The organism is Corynebacterium limaceinasi, assembly GCF_046717465.1.
GTDB lineage: Bacteria > Actinomycetota > Actinomycetes > Mycobacteriales > Mycobacteriaceae > Corynebacterium.
This window is the reverse complement of sequence record NZ_CP177100.1, coordinates 514,779-541,129: the sequence shown is the minus strand read 5'-3', so window position 1 is coordinate 541,129 and position 26,351 is coordinate 514,779. Positions and strand designations below refer to the sequence as shown.

Annotated in this window: 26 protein-coding genes and 1 pseudogene; 12 read left to right on the top strand and 15 right to left on the bottom strand. The window is 62.7% G+C overall.

Annotated features, from left to right (window positions below):
• Window positions 1-3 precede the first annotated feature (3 nt).
• From ACLI1Q_RS02700 to ACLI1Q_RS02680, 5 genes are read right to left on the bottom strand one after another with little or no spacing between them, the layout of a single operon-like run.
• Window positions 4-483 carry a DinB family protein gene (locus ACLI1Q_RS02700; protein WP_239270104.1) on the bottom strand — a complete coding sequence of 160 codons (480 nt, stop codon included), beginning with the start codon at window positions 481-483 and terminating at the stop codon, window positions 4-6.
• 15 nt (window positions 484-498) lie between these two features.
• Complete coding sequence (locus tag ACLI1Q_RS02695; RefSeq protein ID WP_239270105.1) at window positions 499-690, bottom strand: hypothetical protein; 192 nt, start codon at window positions 688-690, stop codon at window positions 499-501.
• A gap of 50 nt (window positions 691-740) precedes the next feature.
• The gene (locus tag ACLI1Q_RS02690) at window positions 741-1,688 is read right to left on the bottom strand and encodes a trimeric intracellular cation channel family protein (RefSeq protein WP_239270106.1); all 948 of its coding nucleotides are present in this window, start codon (window positions 1,686-1,688) and stop codon (window positions 741-743) included.
• The gene (locus tag ACLI1Q_RS02685) at window positions 1,688-2,581 is read right to left on the bottom strand and encodes an exodeoxyribonuclease III (protein WP_239270107.1); all 894 of its coding nucleotides are present in this window, start codon (window positions 2,579-2,581) and stop codon (window positions 1,688-1,690) included. Before ACLI1Q_RS02685 ends, ACLI1Q_RS02690 begins: the two co-directional genes overlap by 1 nt.
• Before the next feature lie 35 nt (window positions 2,582-2,616).
• Window positions 2,617-3,870, bottom strand: a complete 1,254-nt coding sequence (locus ACLI1Q_RS02680) for an MFS transporter (protein ID WP_239270108.1) — start codon at window positions 3,868-3,870, stop codon at window positions 2,617-2,619.
• 191 nt (window positions 3,871-4,061) lie between these two features.
• Between ACLI1Q_RS02680 and ACLI1Q_RS02675 the strand changes: the two genes are divergently transcribed.
• From ACLI1Q_RS02675 to ACLI1Q_RS02665, 3 genes are all read left to right on the top strand, one after another.
• Entirely contained in the window at window positions 4,062-6,275 is a 2,214-nt protein-coding gene (locus ACLI1Q_RS02675) for an NADP-dependent isocitrate dehydrogenase (protein ID WP_411697056.1), read from the top strand.
• Between the two features lie 200 nt (window positions 6,276-6,475).
• Complete coding sequence (locus ACLI1Q_RS02670; RefSeq protein WP_284849561.1) at window positions 6,476-7,897, top strand: PepSY-associated TM helix domain-containing protein; 1,422 nt, start codon at window positions 6,476-6,478, stop codon at window positions 7,895-7,897.
• A 55-nt stretch (window positions 7,898-7,952) separates the two neighbouring features.
• Entirely contained in the window at window positions 7,953-10,004 is a 2,052-nt protein-coding gene (locus ACLI1Q_RS02665) for a M3 family metallopeptidase (RefSeq protein ID WP_239270111.1), read from the top strand.
• On the opposite strand, the gene pdxT is transcribed toward ACLI1Q_RS02665, so the two are convergent.
• Window positions 10,001-10,609 (bottom strand): pyridoxal 5'-phosphate synthase glutaminase subunit PdxT, encoded by a 609-nt coding sequence (gene pdxT, locus ACLI1Q_RS02660; protein WP_239270112.1) that lies wholly within the window; start codon window positions 10,607-10,609, stop codon window positions 10,001-10,003. The two genes, ACLI1Q_RS02665 and pdxT, sit on opposite strands and share 4 nt — an antisense overlap.
• Before the next feature lie 10 nt (window positions 10,610-10,619).
• The gene (pdxS, locus tag ACLI1Q_RS02655) at window positions 10,620-11,507 is read right to left on the bottom strand and encodes a pyridoxal 5'-phosphate synthase lyase subunit PdxS (protein WP_126318381.1); all 888 of its coding nucleotides are present in this window, start codon (window positions 11,505-11,507) and stop codon (window positions 10,620-10,622) included.
• Between the two features lie 81 nt (window positions 11,508-11,588).
• Between pdxS and ACLI1Q_RS02650 the strand changes: the two genes are divergently transcribed.
• Both ACLI1Q_RS02650 and ACLI1Q_RS02645 read left to right on the top strand, forming a co-directional pair.
• The gene (locus ACLI1Q_RS02650) at window positions 11,589-12,905 is read left to right on the top strand and encodes a PLP-dependent aminotransferase family protein (protein ID WP_284849562.1); all 1,317 of its coding nucleotides are present in this window, start codon (window positions 11,589-11,591) and stop codon (window positions 12,903-12,905) included.
• A 37-nt stretch (window positions 12,906-12,942) separates the two neighbouring features.
• Window positions 12,943-13,140, top strand: coding sequence for a hypothetical protein (locus ACLI1Q_RS02645; protein ID WP_023016815.1), 198 nt, complete (start codon window positions 12,943-12,945; stop codon window positions 13,138-13,140).
• Window positions 13,141-13,144: 4 nt separating this feature from the next.
• Here the strand turns inward: ACLI1Q_RS02645 and ACLI1Q_RS02640 are convergent, their stop codons facing one another.
• Genes ACLI1Q_RS02640 through ACLI1Q_RS02630 form a run of 3 tightly spaced genes read right to left on the bottom strand, consistent with a single transcriptional unit; the run spans window position 13,145 to window position 17,190 of the window.
• Entirely contained in the window at window positions 13,145-13,981 is an 837-nt protein-coding gene (locus ACLI1Q_RS02640) for an SPFH domain-containing protein (RefSeq protein WP_370657789.1), read from the bottom strand.
• Window positions 13,982-14,626, bottom strand: coding sequence for a hypothetical protein (locus tag ACLI1Q_RS02635; RefSeq protein WP_239275580.1), 645 nt, complete (start codon window positions 14,624-14,626; stop codon window positions 13,982-13,984).
• Window positions 14,626-17,190 carry a nitric-oxide reductase large subunit gene (locus ACLI1Q_RS02630; protein ID WP_239268996.1) on the bottom strand — a complete coding sequence of 855 codons (2,565 nt, stop codon included), beginning with the start codon at window positions 17,188-17,190 and terminating at the stop codon, window positions 14,626-14,628. Before ACLI1Q_RS02630 ends, ACLI1Q_RS02635 begins: the two co-directional genes overlap by 1 nt.
• Window positions 17,191-17,411: 221 nt before the next feature.
• Here ACLI1Q_RS02630 and ACLI1Q_RS02625 point away from each other — a divergent pair, with 221 nt between their 5' ends.
• The 3 genes from ACLI1Q_RS02625 to metX all read left to right on the top strand — a co-directional run bounded on the left by ACLI1Q_RS02625 (window position 17,412) and on the right by metX (window position 20,296).
• Complete coding sequence (locus ACLI1Q_RS02625; protein WP_239268998.1) at window positions 17,412-17,624, top strand: hypothetical protein; 213 nt, start codon at window positions 17,412-17,414, stop codon at window positions 17,622-17,624.
• Between the two features lie 252 nt (window positions 17,625-17,876).
• Window positions 17,877-19,193: an O-acetylhomoserine/O-acetylserine sulfhydrylase gene (locus ACLI1Q_RS02620; protein WP_411697055.1), complete on the top strand. Its 1,317-nt coding sequence runs from the start codon at window positions 17,877-17,879 to the stop codon at window positions 19,191-19,193.
• On the top strand, window positions 19,190-20,296 hold the full coding sequence (gene metX, locus ACLI1Q_RS02615; protein ID WP_239269002.1) for a homoserine O-acetyltransferase MetX: 1,107 nt from the start codon (window positions 19,190-19,192) through the stop codon (window positions 20,294-20,296). The genes ACLI1Q_RS02620 and metX overlap by 4 nt, the downstream gene beginning before the upstream one ends.
• A gap of 283 nt (window positions 20,297-20,579) precedes the next feature.
• On the opposite strand, the gene ACLI1Q_RS02610 is transcribed toward metX, so the two are convergent.
• From ACLI1Q_RS02610 to ACLI1Q_RS02600, 3 genes are all read right to left on the bottom strand, one after another.
• On the bottom strand, window positions 20,580-21,548 hold the full coding sequence (locus tag ACLI1Q_RS02610) for an HNH endonuclease signature motif containing protein (RefSeq protein ID WP_239269004.1): 969 nt from the start codon (window positions 21,546-21,548) through the stop codon (window positions 20,580-20,582).
• 115 nt (window positions 21,549-21,663) lie between these two features.
• Window positions 21,664-21,978, bottom strand: coding sequence for a DUF3017 domain-containing protein (locus tag ACLI1Q_RS02605; protein WP_239269006.1), 315 nt, complete (start codon window positions 21,976-21,978; stop codon window positions 21,664-21,666).
• The gene (locus ACLI1Q_RS02600; RefSeq protein ID WP_239269008.1) at window positions 21,975-22,823 is read right to left on the bottom strand and encodes a bifunctional methylenetetrahydrofolate dehydrogenase/methenyltetrahydrofolate cyclohydrolase; all 849 of its coding nucleotides are present in this window, start codon (window positions 22,821-22,823) and stop codon (window positions 21,975-21,977) included. Before ACLI1Q_RS02600 ends, ACLI1Q_RS02605 begins: the two co-directional genes overlap by 4 nt.
• A gap of 23 nt (window positions 22,824-22,846) precedes the next feature.
• On the opposite strand from ACLI1Q_RS02600, the gene ACLI1Q_RS02595 reads away from it, so the two are divergent.
• Window positions 22,847-23,317, top strand: a complete 471-nt coding sequence (locus ACLI1Q_RS02595) for a tRNA (cytidine(34)-2'-O)-methyltransferase (RefSeq protein WP_239269010.1) — start codon at window positions 22,847-22,849, stop codon at window positions 23,315-23,317.
• Here the strand turns inward: ACLI1Q_RS02595 and ACLI1Q_RS02590 are convergent.
• Window positions 23,301-24,617, bottom strand: a complete 1,317-nt coding sequence (locus ACLI1Q_RS02590; protein WP_239269012.1) for a PH domain-containing protein — start codon at window positions 24,615-24,617, stop codon at window positions 23,301-23,303. The two genes, ACLI1Q_RS02595 and ACLI1Q_RS02590, sit on opposite strands and share 17 nt — an antisense overlap.
• Complete coding sequence (locus ACLI1Q_RS02585) at window positions 24,614-25,075, bottom strand: PH domain-containing protein (protein WP_239269014.1); 462 nt, start codon at window positions 25,073-25,075, stop codon at window positions 24,614-24,616. The genes ACLI1Q_RS02590 and ACLI1Q_RS02585 overlap by 4 nt, the downstream gene beginning before the upstream one ends.
• Window positions 25,076-25,382: 307 nt before the next feature.
• On the opposite strand from ACLI1Q_RS02585, the gene ACLI1Q_RS02580 reads away from it, so the two are divergent.
• From ACLI1Q_RS02580 to ACLI1Q_RS02570, 3 genes and pseudogenes are all read left to right on the top strand, one after another.
• Window positions 25,383-25,736, top strand: a complete 354-nt coding sequence (locus ACLI1Q_RS02580; RefSeq protein WP_239302398.1) for a hypothetical protein — start codon at window positions 25,383-25,385, stop codon at window positions 25,734-25,736.
• Window positions 25,720-25,947, top strand: coding sequence for a helix-turn-helix domain-containing protein (locus ACLI1Q_RS02575; RefSeq protein WP_255716931.1), 228 nt, complete (start codon window positions 25,720-25,722; stop codon window positions 25,945-25,947). The genes ACLI1Q_RS02580 and ACLI1Q_RS02575 overlap by 17 nt, the downstream gene beginning before the upstream one ends.
• 42 nt (window positions 25,948-25,989) lie before the next feature.
• Window positions 25,990-26,254: pseudogene (locus ACLI1Q_RS02570) on the top strand (helix-turn-helix transcriptional regulator).
• Window positions 26,255-26,351: the final 97 nt, after the last annotated feature.

The following is a 26,351-nucleotide window of genomic DNA, read 5'->3' as shown; positions in this document are numbered from 1 at the left end:
ATGTTACTCCGTCATTTTTGCTTGTTGATTGGCCGCCCCAAGATGCTGCGCGGCATCATCAAAAATCGAGACCAGCCGGACACCGCGGGTAACGTGCGGCGTCCACGAGGTGTCGATCACGTCATCGAGGTTGTCATCCTCCAGCGAGGACACATACGCCTTGACCTGTTCCAATGCTTCCTGGGTATAGCTGCGGAGCTTGCCAATGTCCTGCGTGGTCACCGCACGCGCTTCCTCCGCCGATTGGCCATAGCCCATGGCATCCGGCAGATCGAGGTCGTAGCGCTGCCACAGCTCTTCTTCCCCGGTTAGTTGCGCAAGCTGCAGGTCCGCCATGCGGCCGGTGTGCCATAGCAGCCACGTGATCGAATTCGGGTGATCACCAAAGTGCGCATTGGCGGTCTCGTTGCTCAGCTCCGGCAATGCGGAGAGCGCATCGAGCGGGCGCTGCGCCATGTCCGTGAGTAGATCGATAGCTTTCATCTCAGACCTTTCCCCTTAGACCTTGCGGGAGGTGGGGCTGACGATGTCCATGAAGATGGCGAAACCGGTCACCATGAAGGCACCGCCGACACCCATGAGAACGATGGGGCCAAGGAAGGCGAAGGACGGTCCGACAGTAGTCCACCACCAGATGCTCAAGGCGAGGATTACGGCGCCAAGGACAAAAGGAATAATTGCGCGAGCCATGAACTTTCTCCGTTGCAGATTTCGAAATTTTTAACGTGTTTATACTAGCACTACTGCTTGTGCTTGGGGGTCCTTTGCCTGCCCACATCCTCCTTGTTGAAGGTCCATTGCTGCTGCGCATCCACTCCCCTCGCCCCAGGTGAGTGCTTGCCGCTGGGGCGGGTAATGGATGAGCGGGCGGTCGGCCGTGCAATCCGGTTGCTATTTAGCTCCTCGAGGCTGAGCGGGGAGGAAAAATCGCTTGCGTTGCGCTTGCTGCGGCCCAGCGGCCGGGTAATCGGGCTGGCGTAGCGGGTGGCCGCGCCCGCCTTCCGCTTTGCACGGCGGGCGCCATCGCGCACGATGCGCGCCGATAGCCGCAGGCGCGGATCCATCTGTTGCTCACCATCGCGGTATTCAAAGACGGGCAGGCCCGTCTTGAAGTAGATAGCCGCAAGGCGCGCAGCGAAGCAGACCAAGGCGGTAATGATCGCCGTGGGTTCCTCCGATAGCCCGGCGCGTAGGAGAATCATGTAGAGTCCGGCCGCGAGGATCGAGATCGCCGCATAAAATTCGCCAGAAAATACCAGCGGAATGCGGTCTGAGAGCAGATCACGCAACACGCCGCCGAAGACGCCGGAGATGACCGCGGATACCGAGGCGATGATGAAGCCGTAGCCCAAGTGCGCGGCAATCTGGGTGCCCAGCACGGAAAAGACCGCCAGCCCCAAGGCATCGAGGATGAGGAAGAGGTGGCGGAAATAGTGCATGAGGAAGGACATGCCCACCGTGACGATGGCGGCGGCGATGACGATGACCAGATAGACGGGGTGCTCCACCCAGGTCAGCGGCGGATCCGCGAGCACGATATCGCGGACGGTGCCGCCGCCTAGCGCCGTGATGGAGGCGATCATCGTCACGCCGAAGAGATCGAGCTTCTGCCGTCCGGCCGATAGCGCAGCGGTCATGGACTCGGCGGTAATACCAATGACGTACAGGACGCTAAATAGCGGCGACATCAGGCGTATTCCACCAGGAGCGGCGAGTGATCGGACCAGCGCTGCTCTACGGTCGGGGCCTTATCCACCCAGGTGCGCCGCGCGCGATCGAGTAGCGGCTGAGTTGCGGCTTGGTAGTCGATGCGCCAGCCCGCATCGTTATTGAAGGCCTGACCGCGGTAGGTCCACCAGGTATAGGGTCCATCGGCCTCTGGGTGGAGCCGGCGCGCCACGTCGAACCACTGCGGCGCGGTGGCCGGCTCCCACGGCGTGGTGCCCGCGTAGTCCACGACGCCGAGCCACTCACCCAGGTTCTTTTTCTCCTGCGGCGCCTCATCCGGGAAGCTGCCGAAAACATGATCCATAAAGGCACGCTCTTCCGGCAGGTGGCCGGCCTTCTTCTCGTTGGCCTTATTATTCTTCAAGTCTTGGGCGCGGTGGCAGATATTCCAGTCGCCGCCGATGACCATGTCCTTATCGGCGTTTTCTGCCAGCACGGCATCGAATTCATCCAAGAAGCGGTACTTTTCATCCAGCTTCGGCGAATCGGTATCGCCGGAGGGCAGATACAGCGAGGCCACGCGGATATCGCGGGTGGTAGCGGCAATCCAGCGGCCGGCGTCGGTGAAGGAACCGAAACCGATATCGACATCGGCAAGCGGCGTGCGAGAGAGGATGCCTACTCCGGCGCGGCCCTTAGCGGCGGCATCGGCAAGCTCCAAGTGCCAGCCCGCCTCCAGGGCTGGTGCCAGGGCCTTTCTGGCTTGGTCCGGGGTGGCGCGGACCTCTTGCATCAGCACGATATCGGCCGGGGTCTGTTCCAACCAGGCATTCATGCCGGGGTTATTCTCATTGCGCTGCTTGCACGCGGCGCGGATTCCGTTGACGTTGACGCTAGCGATGGTAAGGCTCATGGTGCTCCAGAATATAGGCGTGTGCGGTGGTAGTTCTAGCCGCGATTGGCAAGGCGTTTTTTATCCCACATTGTTATCGCCCACACAACGCAACCCGCGGCCGCCAAGCCGGCGCCCGCCAGCGCCGGAGCAGAGTAACCCAAGCCCGCGCCGACGACGATGCCGCCGATGGTCGCACCGGCCGCGTTCGCGATATTGAGCGCGGACTGGTTGAGCGCTGCGGATAAGGTTTGGGCATCGCCCGCCACGTGGACCAAGCGCAGCTGCAGGGAGGGAACCAGCGTGGAGCCCATAAACGCCACCATGCCAAAGCAAATGGTGGCCGGGATGGCGTGGCTGGAAAGGAAGTAGAAGGTCGTGAGGATGATGATCAGGCTGGCCAAGGCGAAAATGATGCCGAATTCGAGGTTGCGGTCCGCCAACCAGCCGCCAAAGGCATTGCCTATCGTCATGCCAATGCCGTAGGCCATGAGCACGACCCAAATCAGGCTATCGCTCAGGCCCGCGACCTCGGTCATGGTCCAGGAGATATAGGTATAGACGGAGAACATGCCGCCGAAACCCACCACGCCCATGATGACGGTGAGCCACACCTGGCTGTTTTTAAAGGCGCCGAACTCGGTGCGGATATCCGTTTGTTTCATCTCCGTCATGTGCGGCATGAGAAAGAACAGGGCCACGGCGGTAATAAGGCCGATGACCACAACCACCAGGTAGGCCGCGTGCCAACCCAGCGCGGACCCCAAAGCCTGTGCCGCGGGCACGCCGATGACCGTGGCGATGGCAAGGCCCATGCCCACAAACGCCATAGCCTTGCCGCGCCCGCCGGGAGGGGCCATTGACGCCGCAGACAGGTTAGCCACGGAGAAGTACGCGCCGTGAGGCATGCCGGCGATGAAGCGTGCCACCATGAGCACCCAGTAATTCGGCGCGAGGACCGAGAGCAGGTTGCCCACCACCAAAAAGCCGATGAGCAAGAGGATGAGGCGGCGGCGCGGGAGCTTGCCGGTAAACGCCGCAATCAGCGGCGCGCCGACCACCACGCCGAGCGCGTAGGTAGTAATCAGCGTGGAGGCGGTATCTTCAGAAACCCCGAAGTCCTCCGCGATCAGCGGCAGCAGGCCCATCGAGACGAACTCGGTAGTACCGATAGCAAACGCGCCAAGGGCCATCGCCACCATGACGATGGTGCGGCGCTCGGTAGAAATCTCCGTCTGGCGGGGCAAAGGCCGACGGTGAATACGGTGTTCGTGGGCGCTGCGCGGGCTTAACTGATCGATAATTTTCACGAGGGGCGACGATACACCCCACCTGGGCATAAAGCATGTTCAGGGCGTGGGCAGGTGAAGAGATTTACCCAGCGCATGGCCCCGTGACCGATGCCACCCAGCCCCAGAATGTACCGAGCGCTCCACATGGAGCGGACAAAATCGGTAATCTGGTCATCTGAAGAAATTTTCCCACATTTAATAGGAGAATCATGGCTAAGATTACGTGGACCCGTACCGATGAGGCGCCGCTTCTGGCGACCTACTCCCTCAAGCCCATCGTGGAGGCCTTCGCTTCCACCGCGGGCATTGACGTAGAAACCCGCGATATTTCCCTGGCTGCCCGCATCGCCGCGCAGTTCCCGGAGCGCCTCACCGAGGAGCAGAAGGCGGAAGACGCCCTGGCTGAGCTGGGCAAGATGGCCAAGACCCCAGAGGCTAATATCATCAAGCTGCCGAATATCTCGGCTTCCCTGGTGCAGCTGAAGAAGGCTATCGCCGAGCTGCAGGCCGCCGGCTACGATCTGCCTGATTACCCGGATAACCCTTCCACCGACGAGGAAAAGGACATCGCGGCCCGCTACGATTCCGTCAAAGGCTCCGCCGTTAACCCCGTCCTGCGTGAGGGCAACTCCGACCGCCGCGCGCCGGAGGCCGTGAAGAATTTTGTTAAGAAGCACCCGCACCGCATGGGTGAATGGTCCAAGGATTCCAAGACCAACGTCGCCACCATGGACGATAACGACTTCCGCCACAATGAGAAGTCCGTCATCATCCCTGAGGAAGATACCCTGTCCATCGTGTTGAAGACTGCCGACGGCGAACAGACCCTGCTGCCGGAGCTGCCGGTACTTAAGGACGAGGTCATCGACGGCACCTTCATGTCCGCCAAGGCCCTCGATGAGTTCCTGCTCCAGCAGGTCAAGCGCGCCAAGGAAGAGGGCGTGCTCTTCTCCACCCACCTGAAGGCCACCATGATGAAGGTCTCTGACCCCATCCTCTTCGGCCACGTCGTGCGCACCTACTTCGCCGATGTCTTTGATAAGTACGGCGACGAGCTCATCTCCGCCGGCCTCAACGGCGAGAACGGCTTGGGCTCCATCCTGGAGGGCCTGGACAAGCTCGACAATGGCGAGGAGATCAAGGCGGCCTTCGAATCCGCGCTTGCCGATGGCCCCGATCTCGCCATGGTCAATTCCCACAAGGGCATCACCAACCTGCACGTGCCTTCCGATGTCATTATTGACGCCTCCATGCCGGCAATGATCCGCACCTCCGGCCACATGTGGAATAAGAACGACGAGGAGCAAGACACCCTCGCCGTCATCCCGGATTCCTCCTACGCCGGCGTGTACCAGGCCGTCATCGAGGACTGCAAGGAAAACGGCGCCTTCGACCCCACCACCATGGGTACCGTTCCGAACGTCGGCCTGATGGCCAAGAAGGCCGAGGAGTACGGCTCCCACAACAAGACCTTCAAGGTGCCCGCTGCCGGCACCGTTGAGGTCCGCAATTCCAAGGGCGAGGTGCTCATCGAGCACGACGTCGAGGCCGGCGATATCTGGCGCGCCTGCCAGACCAAGGACGAGCCGATCCAGGATTGGGTCAAGCTCGCCGTTAACCGCGCCCGCCTGTCCGGCATGAAGACCATCTTCTGGCTCGACCCAGAGCGCGGCCACGACCGCAATATCCAGTCCCTGGTGGAAAAGTACCTGAACGACCACGACACCGAGGGCTTGGACATCGAGAGCCAGGATCCGGTCACCGCTACCAAGACCTCCATCGAGCGCATCCGCCGCGGCGAGGACACCATCTCCGTGACCGGTAACGTGCTGCGTGACTACAACACGGACCTCTTCCCCATCCTCGAGCTGGGCACCTCCGCAAAGATGCTGTCCGTGGTTCCACTGATGGCAGGCGGCGGCCTCTTCGAGACCGGTGCCGGCGGCTCCGCCCCGAAGCACGTCCAGCAGGTGCAGGAAGAAAACCACCTGCGCTGGGATTCCCTCGGTGAGTTCCTGGCGCTGGCCGAGTCCTTCCGCCACGAGAACCAGACCAACGGCAACGAAAAGGCCGGCGTGCTGGCCACCACCCTGGACAAGGCCACCGAGCGCTTGCTCAATGAGGGCAAGTCCCCATCCCGCAAGGTGGGCGAGAACGACAACCGCGGTTCCCACTTCTTCCTGGCCACCTTCTGGGCCGAGGAGCTGGCTAACCAGACCGAGGATGCCGATCTCGCGGCCGCCTTCAAGGACGTCGCCTCCGAGCTTTCTGGCAAGGCCGATGAAATCTCCCAGGCTCTTATCGATGCCCAGGGTGAGCCCGCCGACCTCGGCGGCTACTACTGGCCCAACGACGAGAAGACCTCCGCTGTCATGCGCCCCGTCGCACAGTTCAACGAGATCATCGACGGCCTGAAGAAGTAAGAGCTTTCTTCACCAGCTAGATTTCACCGCGCGTTCCCTTTGCAGGGCGCGCGGTGTCGTCGTTTTCGCCCCCCTCGTTTTCACACAACTGAAAAAATTTTTCACCTTCCGGGAACCAGGGTTGCCTAAGTTCCGACTATTAGTGCAGTTGATATCAGCACCCATGCAACTGACCACTAAGCACGAAAGAGAACTATTTTATGAGTCGGACGGCTCTGCGTTCCTTCATCCAACGCATACACTTCTACGGCGGCATGTTCGTCGGCCCCTTTATCCTGATCGCGGCATTGACCGGCTGCCTCTACGCACTGGCGCCCACCCTGGAAAATTTTGCTTACCGCGACGTCATGACCGTCGAGGAAGTAAATAACCCGGTAAGCCTGGAGGACCAAATCAGCGCTGCCCAAAAGGAGCACCCGGAAATGCCGGTCTCCCAGGTGTGGCCGGCAGAATCGGCGAAGGACTCCACGCGCGTGCTGGTGGCGGATCCGGGCATCGACGAGAGCCTGCAGCGCACCGTGTTTATTAATCCGGCCGATGGCGAGGTCATTGGTGACTACCCCACCTATTCTGGCCTGGGCGAAATGCCGCTGCGCCGCTGGATCTCCTCGCTGCATGAAAGCTTCCACCTGGGCCAGCCGGGCGAGCTCTATTCCGAGCTAGCCGCCTCCTGGCTGTGGGTCCTGGCCTGCGGCGGCCTTTACATGTGGTGGATTCGCCGCCGGCCTAAGAAGGCTGCCGCGCCGCTAAAGAACCAGCCGCAGCGCTCCAAACGCTGGAAGGCCACCCGCCTGCACTCCACGATGGGCGCTTGGATTTTCATCGGGCTCATTGGCCTGTCTGCCACCGGCATCACCTGGTCCCAGCTGGCCGGCGGGAACGTCAATTCCGTGGTGGAGAAAATGAACTGGAAGGCCACGCCGGTAGAAACCGCGCTTACCACCGATTCCTCCGCCGATGCCGCACACGATGCCCACGCCGGGCACGAAGGCCACGGCGCCCACGGCGCTCACGGTGGGGATGCGGAAGCTGCGGGCGAGGCACTGGAGCCGGCGGTCATCGCCGAGCAGGCCGAGCGCGTCTATGCCACCGGCCGCGCGGAAGGCCTAACCGGCCCGCTGCGCCTGTACGCGCCGGAAGACACCGACTCGGGGTGGAAGGTCAGCGAGCGCTGGGTCGAGTGGCGCTATACCTCCGACGAGGTCTCCGTCGACGGTTCCACCGGCGAGGTCATCGACCGCCTTCCATTCTCTGAGCTGCCGCTGTTTAGCAAGCTCAGCAGCTGGGGCATCTACCTGCACATGGGCATCATGTTTGGCCTGCCGCTGCAGATTGCCCTCTTCGCACTCGGCCTCGCCATCGCCGCCATGGTGGTGCTGGGCTACTACATGTGGTGGAAGCGTCGGCCGCAATTTGCACCTGGCTCCAAGCGGCACTTCTCCTGGGCCACCACCGGCCTAGGAGCGCTCTTTGCCGCCACCATCGGTGTATTTATGCCACTTTTGGGCATTACCCTTGCCGCATTCCTCGTACTAGACATCATCTTGATGAATACCGGAAAGCGCAAGACCACCGCGCCAAAGAAGCAGGATGAAGACGCGGAGCTCGTTCCCGTGGGCTAGCAATCTTAGTGAATACCATCACACAGGGTGGAGTTAATGGGTACATTGGTCATTTATGACTAATCCATTACTCCACCCTTCATCGTTGCCCTACCAACTCCCGCCGTTTGCGGAGATTAAGGTCGAGCACTACCGCCCCGCCTTCGACGAAGCGCTCGCGCGCCACGACGCCGAGCTTGCCGCCATTACCGAAAACACCGCCGTCCCCACGTGGGAAAACACCGTGGAGGCCCTCGAGCGATCCGGCCAGGACCTCGACCGCGTCATGGCGGTCTTTGGCAACCTTTCTGGCACGGACGTCACCGATGAGATGGAAGTAATCGCCGCCGATATCTATCCGCGCCTGTCCGCCCATTACGATGCGATGTACCAGGACGAAAAGCTCTACCAGCGCATCAAGGACGCCACCCCACCCGCCGGCGATGAGGAGGGCGCGCGCCTGCACGAACACCTGCTGCGCACCTTTGCGCGCCAGGGAGCGGATCTCGATGCCGCCGGCAAGGCCCGCCTCTCCGATATCAACCAGCGCCTCTCCGCCCTCTCGGAGGAATTCGGCCGCAATCTCATGGCCTCCACGCGCGAGCGCGCCGTCGAGTTCACGGAGGAAGAGCTCGAGGGGCTGCCGCCGGAGCGCATCGCCTCAGCCAAGGCGGATGCCAAGGCCCTAGGCCGCGAAGGCTATGTCATCCCGCTCGAGCTGCCCACCGTACAATCGGAGCAGTCCCGGCTGGCGCAGGAGGGGGCGCGCAGAAAGCTCTATGCGGCATCGGCAAGCAGGGGCTCCGAGAACAACATTCCAGGGCTTATCGAGGCCGTCCAGCTGCGCGCCGAACGCGCCGAGCTGCTGGGCTATGCCTCCCACGCCGATTACGTCATCGCGGAAGAAACCGCTGGCAGCGCCGATGCCGCGCGCGACATGCTCGCAGACCTCGCCCCCGCGGCCGCGGCCAATGCCGCCGGCGAACACAAGCTATTAGCCGAGGAAGCCACGCTCAACGAGCAAGACTTCCACGCCGCCGACTGGCCCTACTGGGAATCCAAGGTCCGCGCCCGCGACTTCTCGCTCGACGAGGAAGAGCTGCGCCAGTACTTCCCCCTAGACAACGTCCTTACCCAGGGCGTATTCGCCGCCGCCGAGCGCCTGTACGGCATTACCGTTATCCCGCGCGAGGACCTGGAGGGCTATGCCGAGGGCGTGCGCGTGTGGGAGGTGTTCGACAAGGATGTCGAACACAAAGAACAGGGCGAGCACGGAGATAAGGGAATCGGCCTGCTGCTCACGGATTACTTCGGTCGCCCCACCAAGCGCGGTGGCGCGTGGATGAGCCAGTTCGTGGGCCAATCGGGCCTGCTGGAGCGCAAGCCGGTCATCGTCAACGTGCTGGGCATTACCAAGCCCGCCGATGGTTCCCAGCCCCTGCTGAGCCTGGACGAGGTGCACACCCTCTTCCACGAATTCGGCCATGCCTTGCATGGGCTGCTTTCCGATGTCCACTACCCCACCTTCGCCGGCACCAACGTCCCGCGCGACTGGGTGGAATTCCCCTCGCAGATCAATGAGAACTGGGCGCTGGATAAATCGCTGGTCAAGCAGTACGCGCGCCACGTCGATACCGGCGATCCGATCTCCGATGAGCTGCTCGATGCCGTAACCGCCGCCTCCGAATTTGGCCAGGGCTTTGCCACCTCGGAGTACTTGGCGGCCTCCATTATCGACTTGGCGTGGCATTCGCTCAGCGCCAAGGATGCCGCAGCGCTGGATGCTACCTCGGAGGCGGTGGACTCATTCGAGGAGGAGGCCCTGCGCGCGGTGGGCCTGGATAACCCGCACATCGCCCCGCGCTATCGCTCGACGTACTTCAACCACATCTTCGCCGGTGGCTACTCCGCGGGCTACTATTCCTACCTGTGGGCGGAGGCGCTCGATGCCGATGGTTTTGAGTGGTTCAAGGAGCAAAGCGATCTGCGCGCCGCAGGACAAAAGTTCCGGGACCTCATCCTCTCCCGCGGCGCCTCCCGCGATTTCGGCGCGGCCTACCGCGACTTCCGCGGCCGCGATAAGGACGTCGCGCCGCTGCTCAAGCGCCGCGGCCTATCCGGCACCTAGCGGATACTGGCCAGCCAGGCGGCATGCACGCGCGCCTCATCGTTTTCTTCCGGGTGAAAGCTCAAAGCGGTGACGGTGCCGTGGCGCACGCCCACGACCGCCTCCTCCGCGCCGTCGTGCGGCACGGTCGCGATGACCTCCACGCCCTCGCCCACACGGGTGACCAGCGGGGCGCGGATAAAGCTGGCCTCGATGGGCAGCGTTTCTTCCCCGACCGCGACCGGCACGGTGCGCTCGGCGGAAAAGCGCTGGTTGCCAAAGGCATTGCGCCGCACGGTGATATCGAGCAGCCCCAGGGTCTGCTGGCCCGGCGAGGGGTTATCCAGCTCGCGGGCGCAATAAATCAGCCCGGCGCAGGTGGCGAGCACGGGAAGGCCTGCGGCTACAGCCGCCCGCAGTGGATCGGCCACGCCGAAGGTGCGGGCGAGCTTGTCGATGACACTCGACTCCCCGCCCGGGATCACCAGCCCATCCAGCCCCTCGAGGTCGTGCGGCACGCGCACCCGGCGCGTGTCCGCCCCCAGGCCTTCAAGGATGCGCAGGTGCTCTTCCACGCCGCCCTGCAGCGCGAGCACCCCGATCGTGGCGCTAGCTTCTTGTGGCATGACCACGCGATTACCAGCCGCGCTCGGCTAGGCGGTGCGGTGCCGGCACATCGCCGACATTGATGCCGACCATGGCCTCGCCCAGGCCGCGGGAGAGCTTGGCGAGCTCGGCGGGGTCATCGTAAAGCGTGGCGGCCTTCACGATGGCCTCCGCGCGCGCCGATGGGTTACCGGATTTGAAGATGCCGGAGCCCACGAAGACGCCTTCGGCACCCATCTGGCGGACGAGGGCGGCATCGGCAGGCGTGGCCACGCCACCGGCAACGAAGAGGACGACCGGCAGCTTACCGGTCTCCGCAACCTCCGCAACCAGGTCGTACGGCGCCTGGAGTTCCTTGGCGGCGACGTACAGCTCGTCGCGGTCGAGGTGCTGCAGGCGGGCGATTTCCGCGCGAATGGTGCGCAGATGCTTGACGGCCTCGGAGACATCGCCGGTGCCGGCCTCGCCCTTGGAGCGAATCATGGCCGCGCCCTCGGTAATGCGGCGCAGGGCCTCGCCCAGGTTGGTCGCACCGCACACGAATGGCACATCGAAGTCCCACTTATTGATGTGGTTGACGTAATCGGCGGGGCTGAGCACCTCGGACTCGTCGATGAAATCCACGCCGAGCTCGCCCAGAATCTGCGCCTCGACGAAGTGACCAATGCGCGCCTTCGCCATCACGGGGATGGATACGGCGTCGACGATGCCCTCGATAAGCTCCGGATCGGACATGCGGGCCACGCCGCCCTGGGCGCGGATATCGGCAGGCACGCGCTCAAGTGCCATGACGGCGCTCGCGCCCGCATCCTCGGCGATGCGCGCCTGTTCCGGGGTCACGACGTCCATAATGACGCCGCCCTTGAGCATGTCAGCTAGTCCACGTTTCACGCGCGTGGTCGCAATGTTTTCGGTCATGCGCTCTATACTGCCCTGCCCAAGTGGTACAAGTAAAGAACCATTTCCCGCGTGTTGGGTTGTACCACTTATACTGTTCTTATGCCCCTGCGCCTCGACCCCGCCGATACGCGCGCCCTGCCGGTCCAAATCGCCGCCGCCGTGCGCGCCGATGTCACCTCCGGCGCCCTGCTGCCCGGCGAACCCGTCCCCTCCACCCGCGCGCTGGCCACCCAGCTCGGCGTCTCCCGCGGCAGCGTCGTTACTGCGTATGAGCAGCTCACCGCCGAGGGCTACCTCAGCGCTGAGGTTGGTTCCGGCACCGTCATCAATCCCCGCCTGCCCCACAGCCCGCCGCCGCGCCCCGAGCCCGCGCCGCAGCCCGCTCCCACACCCGACCTGCTGGAATTGACGCCCGGCCTGCCCGATACCGCCGGCATCATCACCCCCGAATGGCGCGCCGCCTGGCGCGATGCCGCCGCCCAGCCGCTTTCCGATGCCCCTCCACTCCCCCACCACATAGCCAACCACCTGCGCCACATGCGCGGGCTGCGGGTGGATCCGCGCCGCATCGTCGTTACCGCCGGTGCCCGCGATGGCCTAGCCTTAGTGCTGCGCACGCTCGGTACCGCGCTGCGCGTCGGTGTCGAATCGCCCGGCTACCCCAGCCTGCGCCGCATCCCGCAGGCGCTTGGCCATGAGTTGGTGAACGTGCCCACCGATGCCGATGGCGTTACCGTTCCCGATACCGACCTCGACGCGCTCATTGTCACCCCAAGCCACCAGTACCCGTATGGCGCCTCGCTGCCGGCCGAACGCCGCGCCGAACTCGTCGCCTGGGCCCGCCAGCATGGCGCTTTACTCATCGAGGATGACTTCGATTCCGAGCTGCGCTACGTGGGTCAACCGCTGCCCGCGCTCGCCGCGCTCGCCCCAGAGCGCACCGTGTTGCTAGGTACGTTTTCCACCGTCATTTCGCCGTCCATCGCCTGCGGCTATGTGGTGGTCCCGGATGGGCTGCGCGGGGGCATCGACAAGCAGCGCGAAATCTTTGGCCAGCCGGTCGGCACCATCCCACAGGCCGCGCTCGCCCATTACCTGGCAAGCGGGGCGCTGCGGCGCCACACCGGCCGCATGCGCCGGACCTATAAGCGCCGCCGCGACCTCGTGGCCGATGCCCTGGGCACTCTCCCCGGCGCGCGCCTGCTGCCCATCAACGGCGGCCTGCACGCGGTTTTGCTCTGCGATCCGGCCATCGTCCCGCGCGCCGCCGCCCGCGGCATCAAGCTGACCCCGCTGCGCGAATACTGGGGCGGAGTGGACGCCGAAGACGGCGTCGTTTTAGGCTTTGGCCACCTAAGCGATGACGACCTGCGCCACAGCCTGAGCGCAGTCGCCGCAGCCCTGCGCGAGTGTTAGCCTGAAATTAAATACCCCCGCACAGAAAGGCGTAAGAATGACGCTTGGCCCGCTCGAACTTCTGCTCATGCTCATCCCGCTAGCTATCTACATCGGACTTATAGCCGGTGTCATTTATTTAATCGTGCAGGTCGCGCGTAATTCCAATGATATTAAGCAAAATTCGCAGGCCATCGCGCAGCTTCGCGAGGCACAGAAAAACGGCCCCTCCGCTGGGCAGGGGCCGCATTCTTAAATGCCTAGTCCGCAGGCTTTTCCGTATTTACCACCTGCGAGAAGTTCTCGCTGAATTCCTTGAACCCCTTATTAAAGGTGCCCAGGTTTTCCATGAAGCCACCCATGATGTCTATGGGCAGCGGAAAAACGATGGTGGAGTTTTGGTCCGCGCCGAGCTCCAGCACCGTTTGTAGGTAGCGCAGCTGCAGCGCCGCCGGAGCCTTGCCCAGCTCCTCGGCGGCCTCGCGCAGCTCGCGGGAGGACTGCAGCTCACCGTGGGCCGAAATAACCTTGGCGCGGCGCTCGCGCTCCGCCTCCGCCTCGCGCGCCAGGGCGCGCTGCATCATCTCTGGGATCTCAACGTCCTTAATCTCTACGATGCGGGTCAGCACGCCCCACCGTTCAGTTTGGCCGTTGATGATCGCCGCCAGGTCCTCGTTGAGCTCCTCGCGGTGGGCCAACAGGTCATCGAGGCTCGCCCGCCCCAAGAGCGAACGCAGGGTGGTCTGGGCAATCTGCGAGGTGGCCACGGCGTAGTTTTCGACCTCGAGGACCGCCTTGCTCGAATCGGTGACCTCGAACATGACCACCGCATTCACGCGCACGGACACGTTATCCTTAGTGATGATTTCCTGCGGCGGAATCGTCAGCGTCACCACACGCAAATCCACGCGCTCCAGCTTATCGATGCCCGGCAGCAAGAAATGCAGCCCCGGCTCCAGCATCGGCCGCAGGTGGCCAAAGCGGAAGGTCACGCCCCGCTCGTACTGCTTAATCACCTTGAGCGAGTAGGACAAAAATACCCCGATGAGGGCGATGATGATGCCGATGACGATCGGCCAGAATACGGGAGCGGACACTTAGACTTCCCCTTCCAGTTCTTGACGCACCGAGCGATAGCGCGTGGATTTTCCGTACTTCGAACCATAGCGGTCAACCTGCGCTGCCAATTCCGCCTCGTGGTTATCCATCTCCGGCACCACCAGCTGCGGCGCGTTCGAGGGAGTATTCCACAGGTGCCGGGCCAGCGGGTACACGCCGAACCCGGTGATGATGAGTACCGTGGCCAGCGTCAACGCCACCTCCGAGGGCGAATGATAGCTAATCAGCGAGGCCAGCGGCAGCAGGTAGCCCATCGCCGCGACCGCCAGCGCGATGCCGCGGTGGAAGCGCCCCGAATCCGAGTGCGGCCACGGGTCCAATTGGCGCGTGACCTCCCGGCCATGGTGCGAGACCGTGCACTGTTGCTTGACTGGGCAGGTATTGCACACGGTCGGGTTCGCACGGTAGCGCATGACGCGGTTTTCCGGGTCGAAGCTGGAGGGCCAGAGCCAGTGATCTTCGGGGCATCGCCAAGCATCGTGGTCTTCCAAGTACCGGAACGTGCCGGATTGGTTGGACATGGTGCGGTTGGCGGTTTGTTGCGCGAGCAAGTCGAATACCCAGGCCACTGCGAGCAGGAAAAGCCCGTAGCACGCGGATAGTACGGTAAATGCACCCGGCATTAGTCGTCCTTCTTATCCGAGCGGTAGGTACCGCCCCACTTGGTGCGCGATTCAAATTCCTGGCGCGGCGCGGTGGCGGAATCGCCGCGCTCGGCATCGGGATCTTCCTCCTCAACGAAGGCACCGCGCTCATCGATGTACCCGTAGCGCCGGCCCGTGGAGCTGCGCTTGTCGACGCGCCCCTTGCCGCCCGAAACCAGCCCCACCGAGGAGCCCACGGGGACCTCGCCCGCGTGGTCGTCCTCGTCCGGGGTGATGATGCTAAACAGCGGGTTGGTTGGGTGTTCCTCCACCGTTGGGATCTCCTTTTTGTAAAGCACGCCGCGCAGCGCCATCCAGAGGAAGGGCAGGACGCCGAGGAGGAACATGACATCGCCAGGCAGGCGCAGCCATTCCATGATGAAGTTGCCGGGCTGGGTGATATAGCCCAGCGACCGCGCTTCCACGTAGCCCGATCCGACGGATTCGTAGAGCTGCATGATGCCAAGCGGCAGGAGCGAAATGACCACCATCCACAGCAGGCCCAGGTTTTGCAGCCAGAAAGCCCAGCCCATGGCCTTATCGGACCACTTGTCCTTGGGGATGAGGTAGCGCAGCGCAAAGACCGACAGGCCCACGGCGAGGAATCCGTAGACGCCCATCATCGCGCCGTGTGCGTGGTTGGCGGTAAGCGCCGTGCCGATTTCGTAGTAGGAGACGATGGGCAGGTTGACGAGGAAGCCGAAGATGCCCGCGCCCAAGAAGTTCCAGAAACCGACGGAGACGAGGAACATGACCGCCCAGCGGTGCGGGAAGGGGCGCTCGCCCGAGGCGCGCTGGCGGGAGCCCAGCTGCATGAAGGTCCATGCTTCAACGGTCAACAGGGTCAGCGGCACGACCTCGGCGGCCGAGAAGAATGCGCCCAGGGCCATGTGCTCGACCGGGGTGCCCGAGAAGTACAGGTGGTGCATCGTGCCCAGCACGCCACCGGTGGAATAGAGGATGACGTCCAAGAAGATGATGCCTAGGGCGATCTTTTCGCGGACCACGCCGAGCAGGACGAAGACGTAGGCCACCATGACGGTGGTAAATAGCTCGAGGAAGTCCTCCACCCACAGGTGAACCACCCAGAAGCGCCAGAACTCAGCGACGGAGATGTGGGTTTCCGATCCCGCCAGGTTGCCCACCGCGTAGAACGCTGGGATGGCCAGGCCGGCGTAGAAGAAGAGCCACGGCATATTGGACTTGTGTTCATTTTTCAGGCGGCCGCGCAGCTGGCGGTAGATGATGCCAATCCACACGAACATGCCGATGGTCAGCAGCACCTGGAAGAAGCGCGGCAGGTCCAGATACTCCCACTGCTGAGAAAAGAGCGTGCCCTCTTCGATGTAGCCCATGGTGGAAAGCCATTCAAAGGCCATGGAACCAAAGACCACGACCGCGATGGCGCCGAGCAGGAACCATACGAGCCAATTCTGCTTCTTCGGTTCCTTCTTACCCACGAACGAGGCCAGGAAGATACCGGCTGCCAAGAGCCCGCCGGCGGTCCACAGGAGGGAGAGCTGCACGTGCCAGGTGCGCGAGACGTTATAGGGGAGGATTTCTTGCAGCGGTATGCCAAAGAAGCCGGTTAGCTCCGTGCGATAGTGCTGGCTGGCCGCACCCAGCAGCGCCTGAATCAAGAACAGCAACGCAATGACTAGGACGAACCAGGCCACCACCTTTTGCGACTTAGTCAGCCCGACCTCGCCCGGTTGCTTAAAGTCCAGGTTCGGCGCTTCTTCCGAATGCCAACCGATGGACTTGGACCACCGGCCGTAAATGGCAAAGATCAGGCCGGTACCGCCGATGAGCGCGATGAGCGAGAGCACCGACCACACCACGAGGTCCGCGGTCGGGCCGTTGTCCACGCGCGATTCCGCTGGCCAGTTATTGGTATAGGAATAGTCCTGGCCCGGACGCTCTGCCGCCGAAGCCCACGCGGTCCAGCCGAAGAAACCGACGAGGTTATTGATGTCTTGCTCATCGGTAATAAAGTCCGACGGCAAGCCACTGTTGTGGGAATCCGGGCCAAAGTACTGCGCGTAGTAGTCCTTATTGGCCTCGAATGCCGAAATCTGGTTATCGGTCCACTCCAGTACGCCCGTTTCTTCGTCATAGCGGTTGGTGCGGAATTCTTCTACCACGGCTTCTTCGGGAGTGGCGGAGGAATCAACGAAATCGGGCATACCATTCGCGTCGTTTTCCTCACGGGCATGGTCGAGGGCGCGGCGCAGGTACTCCGCCGTATAGTCTGGGCCCAAGTAGGCGCCGTGCCCCAGCACGGAGCCGTATTGCTGCAGGCCGCGGGCCTGGTACAGCGCCTGGCCGTTAGTGATTTCGTCCTTGGTGAGGACCGTTTCGCCCGTGGATTCGGAGACAATCTTTTCCGGCAACGGCATGGATGCGTCATAGGTGCGGTACGCCAAGAATCCCATGACCAAGAAGCCAAAGATCATCACGAGGGCGATGCCCTGCACCCACACGTTGCTCACCTTGAGGACCGGTTTCTTCCGGTCTTCAACCCCAGTCGTGGTGGTGGCCATAAAGTGTCCCTTTCACAGTTGTAGAGAGTTCGACATACATCATTATGAACGGGCAAAGCGGTGTTAAATAGTCGAACGGAGCACCTCTACCCCCATTCACCCTCATTAGACGGACCGCACGCGGTCACTATTGGAAAAATCGGTGCACCATATAGCCGGGTTCCGCCCCCAGAATGCCCACCCAGCTTGTTTACCCCCGGTTTTTCCGTAACAATTAATGCATGACATTCGCAGAGCACACCAAGCGCAATTGGCTCATCACGTTCTTCGCCGCGATCTTCCTCGCCGCCATCGTCTGCATGATTTTCTTAAACGATCCGCACCGCACGATGGTGGTCGCCATGGTCTTTATCGCCTCGGCAATCCTGCTCTTCGGCGCGATCCTCGGAATCTGGTACCTATTTCGCCGCAAGGACACCAAAGACCCGCAGTAGTTAGGCTGGGCAGCTTCCCGAAGCCTGCGAGCAGCGGCGCCGCGATCACGATGCCCATCCATGACGCCGCGCTTTCCGATGTCGGCCGCCCCGCCTTCGACACCATGCTCACCAAAGCCGGAGTACAGGGCTATAAGCGGCTAAGCCCAAGCGATTAATTTACCGCTTAGTCTATTTTTATTCTCCGACTACCCTGCGGTTTCGCGCCAGGGTGCTGTACGTTACATACCGCTTGGTCTAGTCTTGCGTGGCATGACGACGAAATACGATAACTCCAACGCAGACTGGTCCTTCGCTACCCGCTCCGTTCACGCAGGCCAAAACCTCGACGGCGCGCACAACTCCCGCAACGTGCCGATTTACCAAACTACCTCGTACGTCTTTGATGACGCCGAGCACGCGGCCAACCGCTTTAACCTCTCCGATGCAGGCCCCATCTACACCCGCCTGACCAACCCAACGCAGGATGCGCTGGAAGAGCGCCTGGCCTCCCTTGAAGGCGGTGTGGCCGCCGTGGCCTTTGCCTCCGGCCAGGCCGCAGAGACCGCGGCCATTTTCAACCTCGCCTCGGCAGGCGATCACATCGTCACCTCCCCGCGCCTCTACGGCGGCACCTCCACCCTCTTTACCGTCACCTTCAAGCGGCTTGGCATCGACGTCACCCTCGTCGAAAACCCGGACGATCCTCAGTCCTGGCAGGACGCCGTGCAGCCTAATACCAAGGCCTTTTACGGCGAGACCTTTGGCAACCCGGTAGCCGATGTCCTCGACATCCCAGCCATCGCCGAGGTGGCCCACACTAACCAGGTCCCGCTCATCGTGGATAACACCATCGCCACCGCGGCGCTGGCCCGCCCGCTCGACTTGGGTGCGGACATCGTCGTGGTTTCGACCACGAAGTTCTACACCGGCAACGGTTCCGCGGTGGGCGGCGCGATTATCGATGGCGGCTCCTTCGACTGGACCGTCGAGCGCGACGGCAAGCCAGTATTCCCCTACTTCGTCACCCCGGACGAGGCCTACCACGGCCTAAAATACGCCGACCTCGGCGCCCCCGCCTTTGCACTCAAGGCCCGCGCCGGCCTGCTGCGCGATACCGGCGCCGCCATTTCCCCATTCAATGCATGGCTGACGCTCAATGGCATTGAGACGGTAGGGCTGCGCATCGACAAGCACAATGCCAACGCCCAGGCCGTGGCCGAGTACCTGGAAGGCCACGCCAAGGTGACGAAGGTCAACTACGCCGGCCTGGATTCCTCGCCGTATAAGAAGATTAAGGAGAAGCTGGGTTACTCCTATACCGGCTCCGTGCTGTCCTTCGATATTGACGGCGGGCGCGAGGAAGCATGGGCGTTTATCGATGCCCTGAAACTCCACTCCAACCTCGCCAATATCGGCGATACCCGCTCGCTGGCGGTTCACCCGGCGACCACCACGCACTCGCAATCCGATGATGCCGCCCTGGCCGCGGCGGGTATTGCGCAGTCCACCATCCGTTTGTCCGTGGGCATTGAAGATATCGACGACATCATTGCTGACCTCGAACTGGGATTTAAAGCACTGGCATGAGCTGTATAAGTATCGGCGATTTTCGCACCGAAGCAGGCGCCACGCTTTCCGATGCCCACATCGCCTACCACCGCTTCGGCCATTTCCTCGGCGATCCGCACGGCGGAAATAACGTCATTTTGGTGGAACACGCGCTGACCGGCAATGCCGATGTGGCCGAGTGGTGGTGTGATCTCATTGGCCCAGGCAAGGCGCTGGATACGACGAAGTGGTGCGTTATCGCCATGAACGCACTCGGCGGCTGCAATGGCTCCACCGGCCCCTCCTCCCCGCATGCGGATGGCCGCAGTTGGGGATCGCGCTTTCCGGCGCTATCCATTCGCGATTTGGTGGCCGCGGAGAAAAAGGCGCTAGAAGAGCTGGGGATAACGCGCGTGCATGCGATCATCGGTGGTTCCATGGGTGGAGCGCGCACCTTGGAATGGACGCTGATGTACCCGGATGCGGTCGATGCCGCGTGCGTTATTGCCGTCTCCGCGCGCGCCTCCGCGTGGCAGATTGGTATCCAGTCGGCGCAGATTTCCGCGATTGAACGCGATCCCTTCTGGCACGGCGGCGACTATTATTCCTCCTCTCAGCGTCCCCGCGAGGGCCTGGCGGCGGCGCGGCGCATCGCGCACTTGACGTATCGCGGCGAGCAGGAAATCGATGAGCGCTTTGGCGTCCAAGCCCAAACCGGCGAAGAACCGCTGGGGCCCTACCGCCGGCACGACCAGCGCTTCGCTGTGAATTCCTACCTGGATTACCAGGGCTCGAAGCTGGCGGATCACTTCGATGCCGGTTCCTACGTCACGCTTACCGAGGCCCTCAACCGCCACGACATCGGCCGCGGCCGCGGCGGCCTGAACCGCGCTCTCGGTTCCTCGCAGGTACCGACCATGGTCGTGGGTGTTGACACGGACATCCTTTATCCCTACCACCAGCAGGAACACCTCTCGCGCAACTTGGGCAACCTGCTGGCCATGGCGAAGGTAGTCTCACCCGTTGGCCACGATGCATTCCTCACGGAATCGCGCCAGATGGACCGCATCCTGCGCAACTTCCTCACCCTGTCCCAACCGCACCCGCTGGACGTGGACAGCACCATCGACTACGCCATCTAGCCGTCCCCGCCTGCGCACGGCCACTCGGCCCCAGACACAGCTGCTTGCAGTGACAGGTGGTTCGGCGTGGCTGGGCGAGCAGCGCACGGGTGGCCATCGATCTGGCGCGCAGGTTTACGGTCGCGGGTGGTCCGGCACACGAACAGGACGCGGCGCGAGGCAGGCAGTGGCGGGGTCCGGATCGAGGGGCGCGATGTGTGGCTAGCCAGGACTCTTTACAAAAGGCATACAGAAGGATCGCCGAAGCGGCGCAGCATTTACTGCGCTGGCTTCGGCGATGTTTTTATCGGGCCCAGGGCGGGCGCCACACGATTCCTTCGTGCGGGCGGCGCTCTAAGCGCCCACGACGGGGCGAGGCATTCGGGTCATCGTCGTTAACGGAGTTGTGGTACTTGCAGGCGATGGTCAGGTTCTCGGCATTGGTCTCGCCGCCGAGCAGCCACGGTTGCAGGTGGTGAACCTGGCATTCATCGGCCGGAATATGGCAATCGGGCCACGGGCACACCGGATTTTCCGCCATCGCCATCTGCCGCTGCTTCCAGGTGGCCAGCCGGCGCGTGTGGTACAGGTTCACGGGACCGGTGACGGGGTGGATGAGGGTGATGAGGCCGGCATCGGCAAGCGCGCGCTCCGCTAGCTGCGCACCGGTGATGGTGGCGCCGTTGGTCAGCTGCAGGGTGACCTCGTCCTCGCCGTGGGTGACCTTCACCATGTCATCCAGGGTTAGGACCACGTTGGTGGTGATGGTGGAGGTAGCCGCGCCCTCTGCAAAGACCCGGCGCGCATCGTCCACGGTGGAGACGTGGTTATTAATCTCGGCCACCAAGTCCGATTCCGCGGTGATGGTCAGCGTCCACAGGTCATCGGTGCGGCGGGTGAGCCGGACGCCCTCCGCGCGCTTCTGGGTGCGTTCCTCCTTGACGCGGCGGCGGGCGCGCTTTTCTATCTCGCTGGTAGAAACGTTGAGCCGGCACAGCTCCTCGCGCAGGGCCCACGCCGCGCGCTGGGTCTTCAGCTTCTGCGCGTGCACCTCAATGATTTTCAGCGCATCGAGCGGGAGCGCGGTTTTGCGGGCGGCGCGCTGCTTGGCGCTAAACGATGTCCTACCAAAATACGTATCCGCCAAGCGCGCGAATTCCGCGGCCTCTTTATCGCTGAAACCGCGGTCTACCAATTCGGCTTCGGATAGCCCGGCGCACTCCCCGATGAGCGCCATCGGGGAGTTTATCGCTGCGAGGTAATCCGAAATCATGGCCCCGAGCCTAAACCGCAGGTAGCGGCGGGCGCGAGGCCAAGAGTGCTGCGGCTGTGGATAACCACGCGACACGCCGCAGATTGGTGATACTGAAACAATCACCTGTGGATAACTAGCTGCCCAGCGCGTCCACGGAGTAGGCGAGAAAGGCCATCAGCGCGCCGATGACGCCTGTAAACGTGGCATCGAAGCGGCGCGAGCGCACCGCCAGCACGCCGACGCGGCTCGAATCGCACGTCAGGCGCACCACCGTCAGCCACAGCAGCGCAAGCCCGAGCAAAAAGGTGGCCCTGCGCCAATACTCGAAAATGGCGTAGCCGCCGGACAGGGCCACCCCGGCGATGAAGAGCCCGATGGCCACCCACTGCACGGAGGCGGGCAGCGGGGACGGTGTCAGGTGCGCGTCGTGGGGATTGTCTAAATTCACGCCAGTTTTTCCGCGCGCTCAACGATGTTGCGTACCAAAAAGGCGCGCGTGAGCGGTCCGACGCCGCCTGGGTTGGGCGAGACGTACCCGGCCTTATCCCAGCAATCGGGGGCGATATCACCGGTGAGCTTGCCGTCGACGCGGGACACGCCGACATCGAGAAGCGCGGCGCCTTCCTTAATCATGTCCGCGGTGAGCATGTGTGGCTGGCCGGCGGCGGCGATGACGATATCGGCATCGCGAGTTTCGGCGGCGAGATCCTTCGTGCCGGTGTGGCACAGGGTAACGGTGGAGTTCTCGCTGCGACGGGTGAGCATCAGGCCAATGGGGCGGCCGACGGTCACGCCGCGGCCGATGACGACGGTCTTGGCGCCGTTCAGCTCCACGCCGAAGCGGCGCAGCAGGTGCAAGCAGCCATTCGGGGTGCACGGCAGCGGGGCCTCCTCATTGAGCACGAGCTTGCCCAGGTTGACCGGGTGGAGGCCATCGGCGTCCTTTTCGGGATCGATGCGCTCGAGGATGGCGTTTTCATCCAGGTGCTTGGGCAGCGGGAGCTGGACGATGTAGCCAGTGCAGGCGTCATCGGCATTGAGCTCATCGATAACCGCCTCAAGCTCTTCCTGCGAAATATCCGCCGGCAGGTCCTTGCGAATGGAGTTGATGCCCAGCTTTTCGCAATCGCGGTGCTTCATCTTTACATAGGACTGGGAGCCTGGGTCCTCGCCCACCAGAACGGTGGCCAGGCCAGGGGTTATCCCCTTATCCTTCAAGGCGGCCACGCGCTCGGCGAGGTCCGCAAAAATCTCGTCACGGTACAAGGTGCCATCTAGTTTGGTAGCGCTCATAGCCCCCATCCTAGACTGAAGGCATGAGCCAGCTGCACATCGTCTTTGATAATCCCGTCATTCCCACCAATACCGGCAATGCCATTCGCACCGCGGCGGTAACGGGCGCGAGCCTGCACCTGATTGAGCCACTGGGATTTAACTTTGACGATAAGCACTTGAAGCGCGCCGGGCTGGACTATCACGACCTGGCGGATGTGCAGATTCATAAGGATTTCGACGCGTGCATGGAGGCGCTGCCCGGCGCGCGCGTTTTCGCGTTTACCACGCATACGGATAAGTGGTTTACGGAGGTCGACTACCAGGATGGCGACGTGCTGCTCTTCGGCACGGAGCCGACAGGCCTGCCAGATGAGCATGTCAACCATCCGCGCATCACCGATCAGGTGCGCATTCCGATGGTCCCGGCTAGGCGCTCGATGAACCTCTCCAACTCCGCATCAACCGCGGTCTTTGAGGCCTGGCGCCAGCTGGGGTTTAAGGGAGCGGTGTAAGTTCTGGCAGGTCGCGGGAGCGCAGGCGGTTGAGGAGGGCGTGGGCATCGGCAAGCGCGAGGTTGCGCGCCGCCATCTTGACGGGCCCCTGCACGAGGTCGAGCTCCACCGTGGCCAGGCCGAATAGCTGGGAAATCGGGCCGCGGCGCAGGGTGAGCTCCTGAATGTGGCGCAGCTCGATGGCCTGGACGCGGCGGTTGAAGCGGCCGGCGCGCACGATGACGTAGTCGCCGGCCAGCGCGACGGTTTGCTGCCGGTAATCGATGGGCGAGACCCATTTGGCGCGCGCGGGCGAGGCGTAGGTCGGGGCGGCATCGGCGGGCAGGAATTGCCGGGCTTGCTCGCGCTTGCCGACGGGCACGATCCGCGTCGACCCCGATCCCTCGCCGCTGGCCGTGCCACCGTAGCCGGCGACCGACACGCGCGTTTCGTACCAGCCGAAGGGCCGCCACAGGAACGGCTGGGTGACCTGGACGGCGTGGATGCGCTCGAGGCGGATGTTTTGGCGGCGGCGATCGGCAAGGCCGTAGGTGATATTGAGCACGTCATCATCAAGGCTGGCGGTGTAGCGCCACGAGGAGTCAATCACGTTCCAGGCGCGCGGGACAGTAGCCAAAAGGATGGGCAGCGTGATGGTCAGGGACATCGGCGTGACCACGAGGAAGATGAGGGCCGCAAGCAGGACGATCGTGGACGCGTGCAAGGCGGCCGCGGCCAGGGAACGCGCGATGGGGATTTCGGGGATGAGGACGTTGTCTTCCCCCTCGGCCAGCTGTTCCTCAGCTGGCCGCTCTTCAACTGGCTGCTCTCGCGGCTCACCGTGGACTCGGGAGAGGATTTCGGCGCGCAGGGCCTCGGCATCGCGCTTTGTCAGGAAGGCGATTTCGATGGCAGACGACTGCCCGCCGGCCGTTTCCACGCGCACGGCCGCGAGCCGAAAGAGGCGGGCGATAACGGGCTCGACGACGTCTACAGCCTGCGTGCGGTCATAGCGTGCCGTGCGCTGCTGCTTCGAAATAACCCCGCGGCGCAAGGTGAGTTCCTCCTCGCCCAGCTGGTAGCCCATCTGGCGCCACCACACGCCAGAGACGAGCCAGACCACCGCGCACACTGCGATGAACCCGGCCAGCGCGAGGCCAATATCGCGCAGGTCTGCCGCACTGTGTTCCCCGGTAACGAAGGCAAAGATTCCGCGCAGCGCCTCCATATTGACGTTTAAGGCAAATGCTGCGATGACGGCCAGGATGACCGACCACAGCCGCAGCAACGGGGTCAAGCGGTGGACGCGGTGGTACTTCATAGCCCGCTCATCCGTTCGCGGGCGTGGTGGGTGAGGCGGGTGCGGAGGGCATCGGCAAGCGGGGCTTCCAAACCCTTCACCGTGGCGTCCGTGGTTGCGGAGGCGGTGTGCAGCTGCAGCTCCTTGAGCCCGAAGGCGCGCTCGAGGGGGCCGGCGGTCACGTCCACGAACTGGATGCGGCCGTAGGGCACGACGGTGAAAGAATGCCACAGCTTGCCGCGCGTAATGAGCAGCTCATCGTCGGTTTCGCACCAGCCCATCCGGCGCACCTGGGCGGGGATGAGCCAAAGCAGCCAGAAAAAGAGGACGGCGAAGAGCCCCGCCGCCCAGTAGAACCACGGGGTCCACCAGTACCCTGCCGCTGCGGCCGCCGCGGCGAAGATAATCGTCCAGCCCAGGTGGCGGATGTAGCGCACCTTAACCAAACGCGGCGAGACGGGGTTCATTTCTTCGCTCATAGCTATTGACAGTAGCAATCGAGCCCGCACTCTTGCGCAACTTATCGTTAATCGATATTATCGAATTACGACAACATCGAAAGTCGATAAGGAGTCGACGGAAAGGATTGTCACGACCACCCCACAGGCCACCTCTCAAGCTGAGCGCCGCGAAATTAACGCGGCGGCCGCCTTCTGCCTGTTCACCATTGTCATCCTCGGCCCCACCTACCTTCGCGACCTTGTCACCGGACGCTTTTCCACCACACTGAGTGCGGCCATCCCGGAAGGCCTTAGCAAGCACAACCTCGACGGCGGGCCATTCTGGATGCTCACTGCGGGGCTCGTCGTCAAGATTGCAGGAATCTTGATTATCGCGTTCTTTGCCTACCGCTTGGTCAAACCAATGCTTCGTGGGCAGGTTTTCAATACGAAAAATATCCGCTTCCTTAATGGAATGACCTTTGGGATTTTCGTCTGGTTTATCGGACGCTTCCCACTCGAAGGGATGGGCAATAACTGGGCTTCCTCGCAGCTCGAAATTGACTGGTGGGCCAACCAGAGCGGATCCTCATTAGGCGAGCTTGCGCTGCCCTACCTTTTTGTCTGCACCCTCCAGCTCTTCTCAGTTGCCATCAAGCGCGGCAGCAAGCTCGAAGAGGAGGTTGAAGGCCTTGTCTGAGGGGCAAGAACCCCAGGTGATCTGCCACCTCGACCGGATAATGGAGGAGCGCGGTATTACCGGAGCGGCGCTCGCCAAAGAGGTGGGCATCACCCCAGTTAACCTGTCCGTCCTGAAGAATAATCGCGCCAAGGCCGTGCGCTTTAACACCCTTGCGGCACTGTGTGCGGCGCTGGACTGCCAGCCGGGCGATATTTTCGAAGTGGAATAGAAAACCTTGTCTTTACTTTGGGTTTATGCAATATTCTGACCCATATCTCCAAAGAAAAAGCCCTCCGCACCCATCTATAACCTGGGTACGTGTGCTGCGCGCCGAGCGGGACATGTCGCGCGCCCAGCTGGCTGAGGCCATCAACGTCAACCCGCAGACCGTCGGCGCCCTCGAGCGCGGGGACCACTCCCCCAGCCTGGACCTAGCCTTCCGCGTCTGCGAGGTCTTTGACCTCCCCGTGGAGGCTATCTTTTCCCGCCAGGAGCTTTCCCCGATGTCCACCGAAATCTATAGGAAGAACTCCTAATGGCTAACTAGCTCACCGCAAGCGCCTAGTCCTGCCCGGCGAACTTTTCCTCGGCCTGTCCACCGCATTTGGGCTGCAAATCTTCGGTGCGGAGCGG

Excerpts from the sequence above, each read along its gene's own strand:
- ACLI1Q_RS02700 (WP_239270104.1), bottom strand. The coding sequence starts at position 483 with ATGAAAGCTATCGATCTACTCACGGACATGGCGCAGCGCCCGCTCGAT.
- ACLI1Q_RS02695 (WP_239270105.1), bottom strand. The coding sequence starts at position 690 with ATGGCTCGCGCAATTATTCCTTTTGTCCTTGGCGCCGTAATCCTCGCC.
- ACLI1Q_RS02690 (WP_239270106.1), bottom strand. The coding sequence starts at position 1,688 with ATGTCGCCGCTATTTAGCGTCCTGTACGTCATTGGTATTACCGCCGAG.
- ACLI1Q_RS02685 (WP_239270107.1), bottom strand. The coding sequence starts at position 2,581 with ATGAGCCTTACCATCGCTAGCGTCAACGTCAACGGAATCCGCGCCGCG.
- ACLI1Q_RS02675 (WP_411697056.1), top strand. The coding sequence starts at position 4,062 with ATGGCTAAGATTACGTGGACCCGTACCGATGAGGCGCCGCTTCTGGCG.
- ACLI1Q_RS02670 (WP_284849561.1), top strand. The coding sequence starts at position 6,476 with ATGAGTCGGACGGCTCTGCGTTCCTTCATCCAACGCATACACTTCTAC.
- ACLI1Q_RS02665 (WP_239270111.1), top strand. The coding sequence starts at position 7,953 with ATGACTAATCCATTACTCCACCCTTCATCGTTGCCCTACCAACTCCCG.
- pdxT (WP_239270112.1), bottom strand. The coding sequence starts at position 10,609 with ATGCCACAAGAAGCTAGCGCCACGATCGGGGTGCTCGCGCTGCAGGGC.
- pdxS (WP_126318381.1), bottom strand. The coding sequence starts at position 11,507 with ATGACCGAAAACATTGCGACCACGCGCGTGAAACGTGGACTAGCTGAC.
- ACLI1Q_RS02650 (WP_284849562.1), top strand. The coding sequence starts at position 11,589 with ATGCCCCTGCGCCTCGACCCCGCCGATACGCGCGCCCTGCCGGTCCAA.
- ACLI1Q_RS02645 (WP_023016815.1), top strand. The coding sequence starts at position 12,943 with ATGACGCTTGGCCCGCTCGAACTTCTGCTCATGCTCATCCCGCTAGCT.
- ACLI1Q_RS02635 (WP_239275580.1), bottom strand. The coding sequence starts at position 14,626 with ATGCCGGGTGCATTTACCGTACTATCCGCGTGCTACGGGCTTTTCCTG.
- ACLI1Q_RS02630 (WP_239268996.1), bottom strand. The coding sequence starts at position 17,190 with ATGGCCACCACCACGACTGGGGTTGAAGACCGGAAGAAACCGGTCCTC.
- ACLI1Q_RS02625 (WP_239268998.1), top strand. The coding sequence starts at position 17,412 with ATGACATTCGCAGAGCACACCAAGCGCAATTGGCTCATCACGTTCTTC.
- ACLI1Q_RS02620 (WP_411697055.1), top strand. The coding sequence starts at position 17,877 with ATGACGACGAAATACGATAACTCCAACGCAGACTGGTCCTTCGCTACC.
- metX (WP_239269002.1), top strand. The coding sequence starts at position 19,190 with ATGAGCTGTATAAGTATCGGCGATTTTCGCACCGAAGCAGGCGCCACG.
- ACLI1Q_RS02610 (WP_239269004.1), bottom strand. The coding sequence starts at position 21,548 with ATGATTTCGGATTACCTCGCAGCGATAAACTCCCCGATGGCGCTCATC.
- ACLI1Q_RS02600 (WP_239269008.1), bottom strand. The coding sequence starts at position 22,823 with ATGAGCGCTACCAAACTAGATGGCACCTTGTACCGTGACGAGATTTTT.
- ACLI1Q_RS02595 (WP_239269010.1), top strand. The coding sequence starts at position 22,847 with ATGAGCCAGCTGCACATCGTCTTTGATAATCCCGTCATTCCCACCAAT.
- ACLI1Q_RS02590 (WP_239269012.1), bottom strand. The coding sequence starts at position 24,617 with ATGAAGTACCACCGCGTCCACCGCTTGACCCCGTTGCTGCGGCTGTGG.
- ACLI1Q_RS02585 (WP_239269014.1), bottom strand. The coding sequence starts at position 25,075 with ATGAGCGAAGAAATGAACCCCGTCTCGCCGCGTTTGGTTAAGGTGCGC.
- ACLI1Q_RS02580 (WP_239302398.1), top strand. The coding sequence starts at position 25,383 with ATGCTCACTGCGGGGCTCGTCGTCAAGATTGCAGGAATCTTGATTATC.